Source organism: Nonomuraea rubra, from assembly GCF_014207985.1.
GTDB classification, from domain to species: domain Bacteria; phylum Actinomycetota; class Actinomycetes; order Streptosporangiales; family Streptosporangiaceae; genus Nonomuraea; species Nonomuraea rubra.
Genome location: NZ_JACHMI010000001.1, coordinates 1,480,023 through 1,496,627 on the forward strand (window position 1 = coordinate 1,480,023; position 16,605 = coordinate 1,496,627).

A 16,605-nucleotide genomic window follows, 5' to 3' on the forward strand; every position below is an offset into this window, starting at 1 on the left:
CTGTCGGTGCGGCGTGGCACTCTTGTCGGCATGGGTTTCAGCGGCTTCCCCGACGAGGCGTTCCTCTTCTACGAAGGGCTCGAGGCGGACAACTCCAAGACGTACTTCGGCCGGCACAAGCAGCTCTACGAGGAGGCGGTGCGGGCGCCCATGCTGGCGCTGACCGACGAGCTGGCCGCCGAGTTCGGGCCCGCCCACCTCTTCCGGCCCTACCGCGACGTGCGCTTCTCCAAGGACAAGGCGCCCTACAAGACGCACCAGGGCGCGTTCGTGGAGGCGCTGCCGGGGATCGGACTCTACGTGGAGGTCAGCGCGGAGGGGCTGTTCGTCGCGGGCGGCGTCTACTCCACGGCCTCCGACCAGGTGGCCCGCTACCGGGCCGCCGTCGACGAGGACCTGTCGGGCAAGCCGCTGGAGTCGATCACGGAGGCGCTGGTGGCCGAGGGGTACGAGCTGCTGGGCGACCGGCTCAAGACCCGGCCCCGGGGGTTCGAGGAGGACCATCCGCGCATCGGGCTGCTGCGGCACCGGTCGCTCTTCGCCGGGAAACGGTTCGAGCCGCAGGCGTGGGTGCACACGGCGCGGGTGCGCGGGCGGGTGGAGCACGCCTGGCGGGCGTTCGGGCCGCTGGTGGAGTGGCTGTGCACGCACGTACGCGGGAGCGAGCTGCCCCGCCGCTGAGCCCGAGCCGGCACCTCAGCGCGGCGCCTGGATCGTCACGATCTGGTCGCCCTTCAGTATGCGGTCCACCGTCTGCCCGGCGGCCGAGGACGCCGCCGTGGTGCCCGCGGCCAGCACCAGCGCGAGCGTCGGCGCCGCGAGGCTGCGGACGCTGCGCAGGTTGCGCACCCGCGCCCACGGCTCCCCGGCCAGGTGCATGATGCGCCACTCCCAGAACAGCCCGAGCCCGACGCACACCATCATGACCTGCCCCACCACGATGGCCACGACCTGCGCCTTGTCCATCGCCCCGATGTCCGGCTCGGCGAGCGTCGACAGGTAGCCCGACAGCTCCGTGAGCAGGGCGGCGGCCGTCAGGTGCAGGGCCTTGGTCATCGGCTGGGTGCCCCGGATGCGCGGGTAGAAGTAGCCGAACAGGAACCCGAAGGCGGGCAGCGTGATCAGGTAACGCCCGTCGAAGATGAAGCTGGTCAGGTCCACCCCCTCGGGCCAGCCGTAGACCAGGGCGAACGGCAGGCTCAGCAGCAGGCTGACGGTGAACGCGTGGAGGCCGTTGTACCAGGGCGTGCAGCCGGCGGACGTGGCGAACGCGGTCTCCGGGTGCCTGCCGTGCCGGTTCAGAGCCGCTTCCAGCGTGTCGCGCTGCTGGTCGAAGTCGGCCATGGTCAGCTCGCCCGCGCCGATCCTGCCCCGCCCGATCCGGTACAGCTCCTGCTCGGAGACGAGCAGCAGCCGCTTGTGCAGGGCGGCCCTGACCAGGGCCCGGTGCTCCTCCAGGTCCATCGGCTCGGGGATGGCCATGCGCGGGCCCGTGAGCAGCCACTGGGCGGTCGCCCAGGCCACGAGCGAGGTGATGGCCAGCAGGGGCAGCGGCACGTCGATGTCGGCCAGCGTGGTGCTGCCGCTGGGCGTGATGTAGAGCACCATCAGCACGCAGATCATCGTCGACTCGGCCACCGGGCTGTCGACCGCGGACAGCTGACCGCCGAGCCGCCGCAGCCGCAGCACCAGCATCACGAACCCGAGCAGCAGCAGCCCCATCACCCCGCGCACGATCGGGGTCAGCACGAGGCTGCCGATCCGCGGCTCCTCCTGCGTGACGGCCAGGCTCCACGACCCCGCGTCCAGCCACTCGGTCGGCCACCCCTGCACGAGCAGGCTGATGAACACGGCGCCCACGACGGCCTGGCGGCTCCACCGCTTGGTCGCCACGGCCATGGCGGCGATCGGGATCAGCGCCCAGCTCAGCGCGAACACCAGCCGTACGCTGTCGGGCGGGTACACGCCGCCGGCCAGCGCCCGCAGCCACAGCGCCAGCGCCAGCAGCCCGATCGCCGCCTCGGCCGACAGCACCGCCAGGCGCACGACGACCGGCCGTACGCCCAGGTCCACGCTGAACGCCACGGCCGCGCCCGCCGCCGCGACGGCCGCCACCGCCCCGCCCGCCAGCAGGGCCTGCCCGGACAGCTGCCCGTGCAGCCACGACCAGCTGAGCATGCCGAGCCCGATCACCACCCCCACGCCGGTCACCACCAGCAGGTCGCGGGTGTCCCACGGCGGGCTGGTGGGCAGCACCCGGCCGGCGTGCCGCAGCGCGAGCAGGGGCACCGCGATGAACAGGATCACGTACGCCACCGCCGACCAGTCCTCCGCGAACAGCGGGATCAGCAGCGTGGGCGCGGCCAGCGCCAGCCCGACGAACAGCTCCCTGTTGGCCAGCCGCGCCCACCAGCCCTCGCCGAGCGAGCGCACCAGGAAGACCATCAGCGCGATCGCGGTGAGCACGCCCAGCGCGGTGGCCCACGAGAAGTCCTCCTCGACGACCACGTCGGCGAAGCCGAAGGAGTCGTGGGCCAGCGTCATGCTCACCGGGTACGCCCCGACGGTGAACGCCAGCCGCTCCGGCTGCTCCTGCTCCGGCGTGATGCCCTCCAGCCGCAGCACGGTCCACTCCGCGGGCAGCACGGCGATGGACCGGCCGGTCACGATGAGAGGGAAGGCCCTGGGCGCCTCGAAATCCAGCTTGAGCAGCTGGTCGGGCCGCAGCTGGCGCAGCACCGTCACCGTGAACCGGGCCGTGGTGCGCCCGCCCTGAGAGGTGAGGACCGGCGCCAGGCGCGTGGTGGGCGCCAGGGCGGGGCCGTCCACCTTGATCGCGCCGAACGCGGCGTCGGTGACCTGCTGCAGCGTGCCGGGGAAGCCGCTGCCCTGGCGTAACGCCTCGATGAGGGTGTCCCGGCCGGCGAGGTGGAGCCGGTGCTCGACGGTCACCTTGACGTGGCGCTGCCGGGGATCGAGCCGGCCGTCAGGGACCGGTTCCAGGTCGGCGGCGCCCGCCCTGGAGATCATCACCGTGGTCTCGGCCCTGCGGGCCCAGCGCACGTCGGGATCGGCGCGGGTGGCCGCGGCCACCCACGGGTTGGGACCTGCGGTGCCTTTCGGCGGAGCAGGCTCCGCTACCGGTCTGGCTGCAACGGTGCACCAAACGATCGCCCCCAACGACACCAGCGCCAGCCCGAACGCGATTGCCATCCGGAGCTTTCCCACAATTTGGATGATTCTCCGGCATGGGGGTTTGTTCTATCTCTCAGGGTCACGGTGTGATTACAGCTGCTCCCATAACAACTTTTCTTTACGGCGTGACCCGGGAGATTCCATCCATCGCACGTGGCCGGGGCGGGAGGCTTACTTCCCGTACTAACCGGAAAGCCGCGCTTTGTTCGCGAAAAGCGAGCAAAACGCGGCCCGGTATGAAGATTTCCGTCAGCTCCGCTTGGCGCGGGCCGCGGCGCGGCCCCGGGTGGCGGCGTCGAGCACGACCTTGCGGATGCGCACGGCCTCAGGAGTGATCTCCACGCACTCGTCCTCCCGGATGAACTCCAGGGCCTGCTCCAGCGACAGGACGCGCGGCGGGATCAGCTTCTCCGTCTCCTCGCTGGTGGAGGAGCGCATGTTGGTGAGCTTCTTCTCCTTGGTGATGTTCACGTCCATGTCATCGGAGCGGGAGTTCTCGCCGATGATCATGCCCTCGTAGACCTCGGTCGTCGGGGAGACGAACAGCACGCCGCGCTCCTGGAGGTTGAGCATGGCGAACGCGGTCACCGGGCCCGACCTGTCGGCCACCAGCGAGCCGTTGTTGCGGGTGCGCAGCTCGCCGAACCACGGCTCGTAGGAGTCGAACACGTGGTGCACCAGGCCCGTGCCGCGCGTCTCGGTCAGGAACTCGGTGCGGAAGCCGATCAGGCCGCGCGCCGGCACCACGAACTCCATCCGGATCCAGCCGGTGCCGTGGTTGGTCATGTGCTCCATGCGGCCCTTGCGCACCGCCAGGAGCTGGGTGACCGCGCCGAGGTACTCCTCGGGGCAGTCGACCGTCAGCCGCTCGACCGGCTCGTGCACCTTGCCGTCAATGACCTTGGTGACCACCTGCGGCTTGCCGACCGTCAGCTCGTAGCCCTCGCGGCGCATCTGCTCCACCAGGATGGCCAGCGCCAGCTCGCCGCGGCCCTGCACCTCCCAGGCGTCGGGCCGGTCGGTGGGCAGCACCCGCAGCGAGACGTTGCCGACCAGCTCCTTGTCGAGGCGGTCCTTGACCATGCGGGCGGTCACCTTCGACCCCTTGGCCTTGCCGACCAGGGGCGAGGTGTTGGTGCCGATGGTCATCGAGATGGCCGGCTCGTCGACCGTGATGAGCGGCAGCGGGCGCGGGTCCTCGGGGTCGGCCAGCGTCTCGCCGATCATGATGTCGGGGATGCCGGCGATGGCGATGATGTCGCCGGGCCCGGCCTCCTCGGCGGGCTTGCGCTCCAGCGCCTCGGTCATGAGCAGCTCGGTGATCTTGACCTTCTGGATCGACCCGTCGGTACGGCACCAGGCCACCTGCTGGCCCTTGCGCAGCACGCCCTGGTGGATCCGGCACAGCGCGATGCGGCCCAGGTAGGAGGACGCGTCGAGGTTGGTGACGTGGGCCTGCAGCGGCGCGTTGGGGTCGTAGGTGGGCGCCGGGATCGTCGACTTGATGATGTCGAACAGCGGCTCCAGGTCCTCCGAGTCGGGCATGCCGCCGTCGGCGGGGCGCTCCAGGGAGGCCCGGCCCGCCTTCGCCGAGGCGTAGACGATCGGGAAGTCGATCTGCTCCTCGGTGGCGTCGAGGTCCATGAACAGCTCGTAGACCTCGTCGACGACCTCCTTGATGCGGGCGTCGGGCCGGTCGACCTTGTTGATGCACAGGATGACCGGCATCTTGGCGGCGAACGCCTTGCGCAGCACGAACCGCGTCTGCGGCAGCGGGCCCTCCGAGGCGTCGACCAGCAGCACGACACCGTCGACCATCGACAGGCCGCGCTCGACCTCGCCGCCGAAGTCGGCGTGGCCGGGCGTGTCGATGATGTTGAGGGTCATGCCGCCGTGCTGGACGGCGGTGTTCTTCGCGAGAATGGTGATCCCCTTCTCGCGCTCCAGGTCATTGGAGTCCATGACGCGGTCGTCGACGTCCTGGTTGGCGCGGAATGCCCCGGACTGCCAGAGCATGGCGTCGACCAGCGTGGTCTTGCCATGGTCGACGTGCGCGATGATCGCGATGTTCCGCAGGTCGTCGCGGCTGTTCAAAGGCATGATGACGTCTCGCTCTGTGTCGTGGGGGCGGCCGCGCGAAGTCGCGACCTACTAAGTCTAGTTGATCCCCTCTGATGGCAAGAGCGGGACAAGGTGGCGGTGAGCGTACGCGCGGGTGAAGCGACGGTACATTCCGGCTGGCCGGGCCGCACCTACATAGGGGCTTGCACAATTGTGCGCATGGCAATCTTGGCCCTGGTCCCTAGATTGTGGTCATGACCTGGACAGAGCTCGTGATGGCGGCGGCACCGACGCAGGGCGAGCAGCCGGCGGTGAGCGATGTCAGGACCGGAGAGGTGCTGTCCTACGCCTCCTTCGCCAGACGGGTCACCCGCGCCGCCGCGGGGCTGCGCGCCCAGGGCCTGCGGTACGGCGACCACGTGCTCGTCAACGTCCCCCTCGGCGCCACCATGCCCGTGGCCGTCCACGCCGTCGCCTGGGCCGGCGGGGTTTCGGTGCTCTCGGCCACCGGCAGCGCCCGCCTGATGATCGCCCAGGACCACTACGACCCCGCCGCCGTGAAGGTGGACCAGGTCTTCGCCTTCCGGCCCACGCCGGGGGCCAGGTCGTTCACCGAGCTGCTGACCGCCGGCGCGGTCGAGTTCGGACCGCTGGCCGGGCCCGCGCTCACGCTCGACGGCGCGCGCGTGTTCGACAACACCGAGCTGGCGGCCGACCTGCGCAGGATCGCCACCCGGCTGGTGGTCGGCAAGGACGACGTGGTGATCAGCGCGGTGAGCGAGCCGTTCAGGGGGCTGCGGGTGATCGATTTGGCGATGACGGCCGGCGCCCACGTCGTGGTCGCCCACGAGCCGAGCCTGGTCGGCTGCCGCGTGCTGGCCCAGGAGCGGCGGGCCACCATGGTCGTGGCGCCGTACGACCTGGCCAGGAGGCTGCTCGGGGATCCCATCCTGCGTGTCGTCGATGAAAGGGCGGTCGTGAGCTCGCTTGGCCTGTGAAAAGTGCGACACTGTGGGAGAGTGTGATCCTTCCGCGACGCAGGGTGAGCACATGCCAAATACCCCCCGGCACAACCTTCCGGCAGAGCCCAACCGGTTCGTCGGACGCGAGCGCGACCTCGATGACCTGCACGACCTGTTCGGCGAGACGCGGGTGGTGACGCTGTGCGGGGTCGGCGGCATCGGCAAGACGCGGCTGGCCCTCCAGGTGGCGGCCGGGCTGGTGCCGTCGTTCCCCGACGGCGTGTGGCTGGTGGAGCTGGCCAGGCTCGGCCGGCCCGAGCTCGTCGAGCAGGAGGTGGCCGGCGTGCTCGGCGTGCGCGAGGAGGCCGGCAGGCCGCTGCTCGACACCATGACGGCCCGGCTGCGCGACCAGCGCTGCCTGCTGCTGCTGGACAACTGCGAACACCTGGTCGACAGGTGCGCCGAGGTGGCCGCCGCGCTGGTGGCGGCGTGCCCGTCGCTGCGCGTCCTGGCCACCAGCAGGGAGCCGCTGCGCATCGCCAGCGAGCTGATCTGGCGGGTGCCGCCGCTCGACCTGCCCGACAGGGTCACGGCCGACGCCGAGTCCGTGCAGCTCTTCATGGACCGCGCGGCGGCCGCGGGCACCCGGCTGGGGCCGGAGAGCCTGCCCGACGTGGTACGGCTGTGCCGGGCGCTCGACGGCCTGCCGCTGGCGCTGGAGCTGGCGGCGGCCCGTACGAGCCTGCTGAGCCCCGGCCAGATCGCCGACCGCATCGACGACCGGTTCTCGCTGCTGACGACCGGCGGCCGTACGGCTCCGCCCCGCCAGCGCACGCTGCTGGCGGCCGTCGAGTGGAGCTACGACCTGCTCTCGGCCAAGGAGCAGGTGCTGCTGCGGCGGCTGTCGGTGTTCGCCGGTGATTTCGACCTCGAACTGGCCGAGCAGGTCTGCGCCGAGCGGCCCATCCCCGGAGGGGAGATCGTCGATCTGCTCGGCGGGCTGGTGGACAAGTCGCTCGTGCTGTGCGACGAGAGCCGCAGGCGCTACTGGCTGCTGGAGACGATCAAGCGTTACGCCCTCGAACGCCTCGAACAGGCCGGCGAGCGCGAGGTCCTGCGCGAGCGGCACCTCGACGTGCTGTGCGAGCTGCAGGAGCGCCACTTCACGACCGAGATGGTACGGCCGGACGCGCCGTGGCAGGCGCGGCTGGAGGCGCTGACCGCCAGCCGCGACCTCATCGACGACCAGCGGGTGGCGCTCGACTGGGCGGTCGAGTCCGGCAACGTGGCGGCGGGCCTGCGCCTGTGCAGGACCAGCACGGGGCTGCTGCCCCTGGCCGGGAACGTGCTGGAGATCGTCGGCCGGCTGGAGCGGCTGCTCTCGCTCGATCCGGCCGGGGTGCCCGAGGGCCAGCTCGCGCACGCCAGGGCGTACCTCGCCTACGGGCTGGAGGCGCGCGACGAGCTGAGCCGGGCACTGGAGGTGGCGGAGGAGAGCCTGTCCAGGATGTCGCGCGAGGACGTGTTCCCGCGCTGCGTCATGCACAGCCTCGTCGTCACCGTGCTGCTGCGGATGGGGCGCGCCGACGACGCGGTGCACCACGCCGAGGAGGGCCTGGCCCTGGCCGCCCGCACCGGTGACACCTGGAACCAGGCGGCGGGCCTGCTCGGCCTGTCGGCGGTGGCGCTCGTACGCGGCAGGCTGCGCGAGGCGCAGCGGCACGGCGAGGAGGCGCTGGCGCGGGCGCGCGAGCACGGCCACCGCTGGCTGATGGCCAGGACGGCGGTCCAGCTCGGCTCGGTGGCCGAGGCCCGCGGCGACCTGATGACCGCCAGGACCCTGTACGAGATGGCCGTGCCCTGGCTGAGCGAGCTGGGCAGCGACCCCGAGCTGACCCGGTGCCTGGCCAGGATCGGCAGGGTGGCGGCGATGCTGCACGAGTTCGGCGCCGCCCGCGAGCAGCTGGCGGCCAGCCTGGAGCTGGCGCGGGCCACCGGCCAGCGGCAGGGCATCGCCCGCTGCCTGGTGGGGCTGTCGGTGCTGGCCGAGTGCCAGGGCGACCTGGAGGGCGCGGTGCTGGCGGCGGCCGCGGCTGCGGGGCTGCGCGAGTCGATCGGCCAGCATTCGGCCACGACCAGGTTCGAGGAGCTGCTCGGCCGGGCCCGCACCAAGCTGGGCGAGGGCCGGACCACCTCGCTGTGGTCGCGCGGCCGGACGATGAGCTCCGACGACGCCGCCCGCCACGTCCTGGAGGGCGAACGGTTCACGCCGCGGGCCCCGGTCGCGGCAGAGCCGGTCAAGCACTCGCTGCTGACCTCGCGCGAGCTGGAGATCGCCGGGCTGCTCACGCGCGGGCTGTCCAACCGGGCCATCGCCGAGGAGCTGGTGATCAGCCCCGCGACGGTCGCCCGCCACATCGCCAACATCATGGAGAAGCTCGGCTACACGTCCCGGGCGCAGATCGCGGTGTGGGCCACCGAGCGTCAGAAGGGCGCCCCGTAGCCGCGCCGAGTTCTGCATAGGGATCTGCATATTCCGCCCCATGTGTGCACGAGATGCCCTCCCTACGGTGGGCCCCATGGATGAGCGCATCGTGATGGTGGACTCGGGCACGGGCCTGAAGCTCACCGAGGAGCAGCTGGACGAGAGGTCCGCGGTCGCGACCGTCCAGTTGCGACGCAGGGGAGTGCGCGCTGGAGACACCGTGCTCATCTGCCTGCCCGTCGGGCCCGACCTGCTGGTGTCGGCCAACGCGGTGATCGCGGCGGGCGGCGTCGTCTGGCCGCTGCCGCCCGATCTCGACACCACCACGCTGCGCGACCGCATCCAGGAGAGCGGCGCCCGCGTGATGATCTCCAACGTCCGCCAGGCGCTCGACGCGGCCGACGAGTCCCGCGTGCGGATCATCATGAGCGTCGCAGACCTGAGCGCCTCACATTCGTATCCGACCGGTTGCTGACTCTGCACGCAAAGTGATCGCACAGGGCCCCGGTGAGGGGAAGACTTAGCTCGTAGGAGTGCCTCCCACGACCACCCTTGGCCTCGACATGACCGTGCGAACCCCCCACAATCTCCCCGTAGAGCCCAACCGCTTCATCGGCCGCGAACGCGACGTGTGCGAGCTGAGCGAGCTGGTCCGCGAGGAACGCGTGATCACGCTGTGCGGGGTGGGCGGCATCGGCAAGACCCGGCTGTCGTTACGCGTGGCGGCGCGGGCGCGGCCCCGGTTCGCCGACGGCGTGTGGCTGGTCGAGCTGGCCCGCGTCGGTGATCCCGCGCTGGTGGCCGGCGAGCTGGCGGGCGTGCTCGGGGTCCGCGACGAGCTCCCCGGGCGGCTGCTCGACGGCCTGCGCGTGCGGCTGCGCGACGCCAGCACGCTGATCCTGCTCGACAACTGCGAGCACCTGGTCGAGTGCTGCGCGGAGCTGGTGGCCGGGCTCGTCGCCGAGTGCCGCGGCCTGCGGTTCCTGCTCACCAGCCGGGAGCCGCTGCACATCCAGGAGGAGCTGGTCTGGCGGGTGCCGCCGCTGGAGCTGCCCGACGAGGAGCATCCCGACGCCGAGTCGGTGCTGCTGTTCGTGGAGCGGGCGCTGGCGGCCGGGGCGCGCGGGGTGACGGAGCACCTGCCCGACGTCGTACGGCTGTGCCGGGCGCTCGACGGCCTGCCGCTGGCGCTGGAGCTGGCGGCGGCTCGTACGAGCCTGCTGAGCCCCGGCCGCATCGCCGACCGCATCGGCGACCGGTTCACGCTGCTCACCACCGGCCACCGTACGGCGCCTGCCCGGCAGCGCACGCTGCTGGCGGCCGTCGACTGGAGCCACGACCTGCTCAGGCCCAAGGAGCGGGTGCTGCTGCGGCGGCTGTCGGTGTTCGCGGGGCTGTTCGACCTGGGGCTGGCCGAGCGGGTGTGCGCCGACGGCGGGATCGTGCGCAGGGCCGAGCTGCTCGACCTGCTCGGCGGCCTGGTGGACAAGTCGCTGGTGCTGCACCAGGGCGGCTCGGGGCGGTACCACCTGCTGGAGACCATCCGCCAGTACGCCGCCGACCGGCTGGCGGAGGTGGGCGAGGTCGCCCGGCTGCGCGACCGGCACCTGCGGGTGATCTGCGAGGAGATGGAGCGCTGCTACGAGGGCGGCTCGCTGGAGCCGCGGATGCCGTGGCCGGCCCGGTTCGCGCACTTCACCCGGGGGCGCGCGCTGCTCGACGACTGCAGGATCGCGATCGACTGGGCGGTGGAGTCGCGCCAGGCGGTCGTGGGGCTGCGGCTGGCGCGGGCGGCGCTGGCGATCCTGGCCGTCCGCGGCGACCTGGGCGAGAGCATCGGCTGGCACCAGCGGCTGCTCGCGCTGAACCTGGCCGACGTGCCCGACGACGTCGTCGCGGTGGCCGCGGGCGCGCTGGCGTACGGGCTGGAGCAGGCCGATGAGCTGGTACGCGCCGAGGAGCTGATCGTGCAGGGGGTGGAGGAGCAGAAGCGGCACCCGTACACGCACTGGCTGGGCATCACGTACGGCGTGGCGCTGACCGTGTTCTTCCGTACGGGACAGACCGGGCGGGCGCTGCGTTACCTGGAGGAGCTGGAGGCGGCGGCGACCGCCCACGACGACCTGTTCAACCTGGCCACGGTCCGGATCGCCCAGCTCAACCTGGCGCTGTTCCAGGGCCGGCTCCGTCAGGCCCAGCGGTACGGCGAGCAGGCGCTCGCGCTCGGCAGGGAGGCGGGTCACCACTGGACCCAGGCCAGGGCGCTGACCCATCTCGGCGCGGTGGCCGAGGCGGCGGGCGACCTGGAGACGGCCATGTCGTGCCACGCCGGCGCGCTGCCGCTGCTGGAGGGCATGGACAACCGGGTCGAGCTGGCGCGCTGCCACGCCCAGCTCGGCCGGGTCGCGGCGGGGCTGGGCGATCACGTCGCCGCCAAGAAGCACGTGGCCGCGGGGCTGGAGCTGAGCAGGAAGGCGGGGCAGCGCAGGGGCATCGTACGGGCGCTGTCGGCCCTGTCGGCGCTGGCGCAGGCGCAGGGGGACCTGGAAGGCGCGGTGCTGGCCGGGGCGGCCGCCACGGCGCTGCGCGAGTCGATCGGGCAGTACGGCACGCCGGGGCGGCTGCAGGAGCTGCTGGCGGTGGCCCGCGACGGGCTCGGCGAGGGGCGAGTGGCCCTGCTGTGGGCCAGGGGCATGGAGTGGCCGCCCGACGAGGTGGCCAGGCGGGTGCTCGGCGGCGCGGCCGGGCAGGAGGCGCTGCCCGCCCGGCCGCGCCCGCGGTGCGCCGGGCTGACGCCGAGGGAGCGGGAGATCGCGGCGATGCTCACCAGGGGGATGAGCAACCGGGCGATTGCCGAGGAGCTGGTGATCAGCTCGGCCACCGTGGCCCGGCACATCGCCAACATCATGGACAAGCTGGGCTTCGACGCCCGCTCGCAGATCGCGGTGTGGGCGGCCGAGCGCGGGATCGACGCGCAGCGCACCTGAGTGCGGGCGGCCGGGCGCGAGATCGGCGTGCGGCGGACATAACCTCGTGTCCATGCCTCTCGCGCCCAGCTTTCCCGTCATGCTCAGGACCGAGGACGGGGTCCGCATCGACGCCGCGCACACCCCCTCAGCCCGCACCGGCGTGGGCACCGGTGTGGGCATCGTGGTGGCGCACGGCTTCACCGGGTCGTGGCGGGATCGTGCCGCGCGCCGCATCGTGCACGTGCTGAGCGGGTACGGCGGGGTGATCGCGTTCGACTTCCGCGGGCACGGCAGGTCCGGCGGCGAGACCACGGTGGGCGACCTGGAGATCCTCGACGTGCAGGCCGCGGTGAGGCACGCCCGCGTGGTCGGCTACTCCAGGATCGCGGTCGTCGGCTTCTCCATGGGCGCGGCGGTGGCCGTTCGGCACGCCGGGCTGCGCGGCGGGGTGGACGCGGTGGTCGCGGTGAGCGGTCCGGCCCGCTGGTACTACCGGGGGACCAAGCCGATGCGGCAGGTGCACTGGGCCATCGAGCAGCCGTTCGGGCGGTGGGCGGCGCGGGTGGCCAAGCGGACGCGGATCGCGCGGGGGAAGTGGGACCCGATCCCGATGCCGCCGCACGAGGCCGCCGGGCTCGTCTCGCCCGCGCCGCTGCTGATCGTGCACGGGGACGCGGACGCGTTCTTCCCGCTGGATCACGCTCGGCAACTCTACGACGGAGCCAACGAGCCGAAGGAGCTCTGGATCGAGCCCGGATTCGGGCACGCGGAGGCCGCGGCGACCCCCGAACTCGTCCGCCGGATCGGCAAATGGATCTCCTCGAACTTTTCCTGAGTAAAACACGTCTACCTAGGGCGGATGGAAGGAAACCGCCGGGAGAAAGTCCCTGGGGAAGGAAACCGCCGATGCGGTGGACGTGGGACATACTGCTGTAGTCGGGCGGTAGCCCAGCGTCGCGGGGGCGCGCTGGGTGACCATCCGCGAAGGGCCCCGCCGGGGATGGCGGGGCCCTTTCTCGTTCTGCGCCTTCAGCCGAGGCGGGAGATCGTCTTGTACTCCAGGTAGGAGTTGAGGCCCTCGGGGCCCAGCTCGCGGCCGACGCCGCTGGCCTTGTAGCCGCCGAAGGGCGCGTTGGTCTCCAGCATGAAGCAGTTCACGCCGTACGTGCCCGTGCGGACCTGGCGGGCCACCTCCATGCCGTGCTCGGTGTCGGCCGTCCAGACCGTGCCGGCCAGGCCGTAGTCGCTGTCGTTGGCGATGCGTACGGCGTCGGCCTCGTCCTCGTACGGGATCACGGCCAGGACGGGGCCGAAGATCTCCTCGCGGGCGATGCGCATGTCGTTGCTGACGCCCGAGAACACGGTGGGCGCGACGTACCAGCCCCTGTCGTACGGCCGGTCGAGCCCGCCCACCACGATCTTGGCGCCCTCGTCCATGCCGAGCTTGATGTAGCCCTCCACCCGCTCCTGCTGCCGCTTGGCCACCAGCGGGCCGATGCCGGTCGTGGCGTCGGCGGGGTCGCCGACGGCCTGGGAGCTCACCATGCCCGCGATCGCGTCCACGACCTCGTCGTAGCGGTTGCGGGAGGCCAGGATGCGGGTCTGCGCGACGCACGCCTGGCCGTTGTTCATGAGGGAGGCCATCGACAGGAAGCCCATGCTGGCGGCCAGGTCGGCGTCGTCCAGGATGATCGCGGCCGACTTGCCGCCCAGCTCCAGGCTGACCCGCTTGAGCTGCTCGCCGCAGACGGCGGCGATGCGCCGGCCGGCGGCGGTGGACCCGGTGAAGGCCACCTTGTCCACACCCTTGTGCGAGACCAGGTGCTCGCCGACCTCGCGGCCTGCGACGACGATGTTGAGCACGCCCGCGGGCACGCCGGCCTCGGCCGCCCACTCGGCCAGCAGGTACGCGTCCAGCGGCGTCTCGGGAGCCGGCTTGAGCACGATCGTGCAGCCCGCCAGCAGCGCGGGCGCGACCTTGGTCATGGTCACGAACTGGGGCACGTTCCACGGCACCACGGCCGCGACCACGCCCACCGGCTCCCGGCGCACGGTGATCGGGCCGAACAGCCCCGGCCGCTGCTCCTCCTGCTGGAACGTCTTGCCGAGCTCGGCGTAGTACTGCAGCATGCCGAGCGGCTGCGGCGCCTGCGCGAGGTTGGAGAACGTGATCGGGGAGCCCATCTCCTCGGTGATGAGCTGGGCCATCTCGCCCTGCCGCTCGTTGTAGACGGCGGCCAGCCGGCCGATCACCTCGGCCCGCTCGGCGAACGTCATCCGCGGCCACGGCCCGTGGTCGAAGGCCTCCCTGGCGGCGGCGACCGCGCGCTCCATGTCCTCGGCGGTGCCGTCGGGCACGCGGCCGACGATCTCCTCGGTGTGGGGGGAGATGACGTCTATCGTCCCGGTGCCCGCTGGGGCCACCCATTCGCCCCCGATGAACAGCTTGTCGTGCTGGCGCATGTCGTGAGCCTCCTGCTTGACCGAATGCTTGCTTGTCTTCGGCATGTCCCAAGGCGACCGAATCATGTTCTGTCCGCCCACGCAAGAGTCCTCGCGCCCGTCGCGGCGGCCCGGAACGGACGGCGCCGTGCAGCCGGGCCGACTGTCTCCCTGATTCCGGACAAACTGCTACAAATTTCGCCAAAGGTGCAGCAGTTCGGTCGTTCGGATGACAGAGATCAAGATCATCTTCTATAGTTTCGGTCCGTCTATGAGGGGAGGGGACGGGTGTGAGAATCTGGCGGCTCGCCGTTCTCGTCGCCGTACTCTCCGGGCTGCTCGGACTGCCTGCACCCGCACCGGCCCTGGCCGACCCCAGCCCAGCCGAGCTGCGCAAGCTCACCAAGCAGGCCGCCCGGCTGAACGAGCTCTACCGCGGCCAGATCCAGAGCCTGGAGGAGATCAGGATCCAGGCCAAGAAGGCCACCGACACCTCGGGCAACCTGGAGGCACAGCTCAGGGCCGCCCAGGCCGAGGTGAGCAGGATCGCCCAGAGCTCGTACATGCTGGGGCCGCTCGACGGCGTCCGGCTCCTCACGCCCAGCAGCGACCCGTACGCGATGCTCGGCGGCGCCGCCAACCTGACCTACATGGCCAACGAGCGGGCCGAACGCGTCAGGAGCATCCAGAAGCTCATCGACAGGTCCGACGACGCCAAGGTCAACGCCAACGAGAAGATCGAGAAGCTGCGCAAGGAGATCAAGGCTCTCGAGAACAAGAAGGACGACATCCAGAAGCTGCTCCAGAAGTACGGCTTCCAGCAGCCCGGCGGCGCCGAGGGCCTGACGCCGCGCATGATCAACGTGCGCGCCGAGATCATGGCCAACTTCCCCATGAAGTACGGCGTCGGCTGCCTGCGCCCCGGCGACCCGGGCGAGCACGGCAAGGGCCGGGCCTGCGACTTCATGATGTCGAGCGGCGGCAGGATGGCCGGGGGCTCCGACGCGGCCAACGGCGACGCGCTGGCCGCCTGGCTGATCAAGAACGGCCCCCGGCTGGGCGTCATGTACATCATCTGGAAGCAGCGTTACTACGACATCCGCTCGGGCGGCGGCTGGGACCCGATGTCGGACCGCGGCGGGGTGACCGCCAACCACTACGACCACGTTCACGTGTCGGTGTTCTGACCCCTGAGGAACTCCGCGAACCAGTGGTAGGAGCGCTTCGGCGTGCGGCGCTGGGTGTCGAAGTCCACGTGGACCAGGCCGAAGCGCTGGTCGTAACCCTCGGCCCACTCGAAGTTGTCCAGCAGCGACCAGACGAAGTAGCCGCGCACGTCCACCCCTTCGGCCATGGCCTCGCGCATGGCCGAGATGTGCCGGTCGAGGAAGTCGACGCGGGCGGCATCGTCGATCGTGCCGTCCTCGGCCGGGACGTCCTCCTGTGAGCAGCCGTTCTCGGTGATCAGGATCGGGGGGAGCGCGGTGCCGTACCGGGACCTGAGGCCGGTGAGCAGCTCGCGCAGGCCGTCGGGGACGACCGGCCAGCCGAACGCCGTGGTCGGGTAGCCGCTGACGCCGGCGTCGTCGAACGGGAGCGCGTCGCCGGTCGGGGCGGCGATGCGGGTGGGGTTGTAGTAGTTGACGCCGAGGGCGTCCAGCGGGGTGGCGATGGTCGCCAGGTCGCCGTCGCGGATGAAGTCCAGCTCGGCCGTGTACGCCGACAGGTCCGGATATTTCCCGAGAAGTACGGGGTCGTTGAACAGGCGGTTGTGGAGGATGTCGTACGCGTCGGCGGCCCGCAGGTCCGGCTCGTCCTGGGAGGCGGGCCAGACGGGCGTGCAGTTGTTCGTGAGCGCCACCTGGCCCGCGCCGGCCGCCCTGAGCGCCTGGACGGCCAGCCCGTGGCCGAGGAGCTGGTGGTGGGCGGCGGGCAGGGCGCCGGTCAGCAGGGCCCGCCCGGGGGCGTGCACGCCCATCGCGTAGCCGTACGCCATGTGCACGAACGGCTCGTTCAGCGTGATCCACAGCGGGACGCGGTCGGCCAGCCGTTCGGCGGTCACGGCGGCGTAGTCGGCGAACCGCTCGCAGACGTCGCGGTCCAGCCAGCCGCCGCGCTCCTCCAGCGCCTGGGGCAGGTCCCAGTGGAACAGCGTCGGCACCGGCTGGATCCCGATGCCCAGCAGGGCGTCCACCAGCCGGTCGTAGAAGTCCAGGCCCGGCGCGTTCACCTGGCCCGAGCCCAGGGGCTGCACGCGCGGCCACGCGATCGAGAAGCGGTAGGCGTTCACGCCGAGCCCCGCCATCAGGGCGACGTCCTCGGGCCAGCGGTGGTAGTGGTCGCACGCCACGTCGCCGGTCTGCCCCCGGCTGGTGCGGCCGGGCTCGTGGGCGAAGGTGTCCCAGATGGAGGCGCCCCTGCCGTCCTCGTCTGTCGCGCCTTCGATCTGGTAGGCCGCCGTCGCCGTGCCCCACAAGAACATTCCCGCCTC

General features: G+C 71.5%; 11 protein-coding genes. 7 read left to right on the plus strand and 4 right to left on the minus strand.

The window, feature by feature from the left end:
- The first annotated feature begins 30 nt into the window (after positions 1-30).
- Complete coding sequence (locus HD593_RS06900; protein WP_185101369.1) at positions 31-681, plus strand: DUF2461 domain-containing protein; 651 nt, start codon at positions 31-33, stop codon at positions 679-681.
- Between the two features lie 15 nt (positions 682-696).
- On the opposite strand, the gene HD593_RS06905 is transcribed toward HD593_RS06900, so the two are convergent.
- A complete protein-coding gene (locus tag HD593_RS06905) occupies positions 697-3,093 on the minus strand; it encodes a hypothetical protein (protein WP_185101370.1) in 2,397 nt (798 codons plus the stop codon).
- Positions 3,094-3,444: 351 nt separating this feature from the next.
- Complete coding sequence (gene typA, locus HD593_RS06910) at positions 3,445-5,295, minus strand: translational GTPase TypA (protein WP_185101371.1); 1,851 nt, start codon at positions 5,293-5,295, stop codon at positions 3,445-3,447.
- 215 nt (positions 5,296-5,510) lie between these two features.
- Here typA and HD593_RS06915 point away from each other — a divergent pair, with 215 nt between their 5' ends.
- The 5 genes from HD593_RS06915 to HD593_RS06935 all read left to right on the plus strand — a co-directional run bounded on the left by HD593_RS06915 (position 5,511) and on the right by HD593_RS06935 (position 12,507).
- Positions 5,511-6,254, plus strand: a complete 744-nt coding sequence (locus HD593_RS06915) for an AMP-binding protein (RefSeq protein WP_185101372.1) — start codon at positions 5,511-5,513, stop codon at positions 6,252-6,254.
- Between the two features lie 52 nt (positions 6,255-6,306).
- On the plus strand, positions 6,307-8,721 hold the full coding sequence (locus HD593_RS06920; protein ID WP_185101373.1) for a LuxR C-terminal-related transcriptional regulator: 2,415 nt from the start codon (positions 6,307-6,309) through the stop codon (positions 8,719-8,721).
- A gap of 76 nt (positions 8,722-8,797) precedes the next feature.
- On the plus strand, positions 8,798-9,178 hold the full coding sequence (locus tag HD593_RS06925; RefSeq protein WP_185101374.1) for an AMP-binding protein: 381 nt from the start codon (positions 8,798-8,800) through the stop codon (positions 9,176-9,178).
- An 88-nt stretch (positions 9,179-9,266) separates the two neighbouring features.
- A complete protein-coding gene (locus HD593_RS06930; protein WP_185101375.1) occupies positions 9,267-11,690 on the plus strand; it encodes an ATP-binding protein in 2,424 nt (807 codons plus the stop codon).
- Positions 11,691-11,742: 52 nt separating this feature from the next.
- Positions 11,743-12,507 (plus strand): alpha/beta hydrolase, encoded by a 765-nt coding sequence (locus tag HD593_RS06935; protein ID WP_246546365.1) that lies wholly within the window; start codon positions 11,743-11,745, stop codon positions 12,505-12,507.
- A gap of 194 nt (positions 12,508-12,701) precedes the next feature.
- Here HD593_RS06935 and HD593_RS06940 read toward each other — a convergent pair whose 3' ends face one another.
- Complete coding sequence (locus tag HD593_RS06940; RefSeq protein ID WP_185111704.1) at positions 12,702-14,135, minus strand: aldehyde dehydrogenase; 1,434 nt, start codon at positions 14,133-14,135, stop codon at positions 12,702-12,704.
- 269 nt (positions 14,136-14,404) lie between these two features.
- Here HD593_RS06940 and HD593_RS06945 point away from each other — a divergent pair, with 269 nt between their 5' ends.
- Positions 14,405-15,301 (plus strand): VldE C-terminal domain-containing protein, encoded by an 897-nt coding sequence (locus HD593_RS06945; protein WP_185101376.1) that lies wholly within the window; start codon positions 14,405-14,407, stop codon positions 15,299-15,301.
- Here HD593_RS06945 and HD593_RS06950 read toward each other — a convergent pair.
- Complete coding sequence (locus HD593_RS06950) at positions 15,283-16,596, minus strand: GH1 family beta-glucosidase (protein ID WP_185101377.1); 1,314 nt, start codon at positions 16,594-16,596, stop codon at positions 15,283-15,285. The two genes, HD593_RS06945 and HD593_RS06950, sit on opposite strands and share 19 nt — an antisense overlap.
- Between the last annotated feature and the right edge of the window lie 9 nt (positions 16,597-16,605).

What these genes read in the sequence shown, in the direction of transcription:
- HD593_RS06900 (WP_185101369.1), top strand. Translation starts at nt 31, where the DNA reads ATGGGTTTCAGCGGCTTCCCCGACGAGGCGTTCCTCTTCTACGAAGGG.
- typA (WP_185101371.1), bottom strand. Translation starts at nt 5,295, where the DNA reads ATGCCTTTGAACAGCCGCGACGACCTGCGGAACATCGCGATCATCGCG.
- HD593_RS06915 (WP_185101372.1), top strand. Translation starts at nt 5,511, where the DNA reads ATGACCTGGACAGAGCTCGTGATGGCGGCGGCACCGACGCAGGGCGAG.
- HD593_RS06920 (WP_185101373.1), top strand. Translation starts at nt 6,307, where the DNA reads ATGCCAAATACCCCCCGGCACAACCTTCCGGCAGAGCCCAACCGGTTC.
- HD593_RS06925 (WP_185101374.1), top strand. Translation starts at nt 8,798, where the DNA reads ATGGATGAGCGCATCGTGATGGTGGACTCGGGCACGGGCCTGAAGCTC.
- HD593_RS06930 (WP_185101375.1), top strand. Translation starts at nt 9,267, where the DNA reads ATGACCGTGCGAACCCCCCACAATCTCCCCGTAGAGCCCAACCGCTTC.
- HD593_RS06935 (WP_246546365.1), top strand. Translation starts at nt 11,743, where the DNA reads ATGCCTCTCGCGCCCAGCTTTCCCGTCATGCTCAGGACCGAGGACGGG.
- HD593_RS06940 (WP_185111704.1), bottom strand. Translation starts at nt 14,135, where the DNA reads ATGCGCCAGCACGACAAGCTGTTCATCGGGGGCGAATGGGTGGCCCCA.
- HD593_RS06950 (WP_185101377.1), bottom strand. Translation starts at nt 16,596, where the DNA reads ATGTTCTTGTGGGGCACGGCGACGGCGGCCTACCAGATCGAAGGCGCG.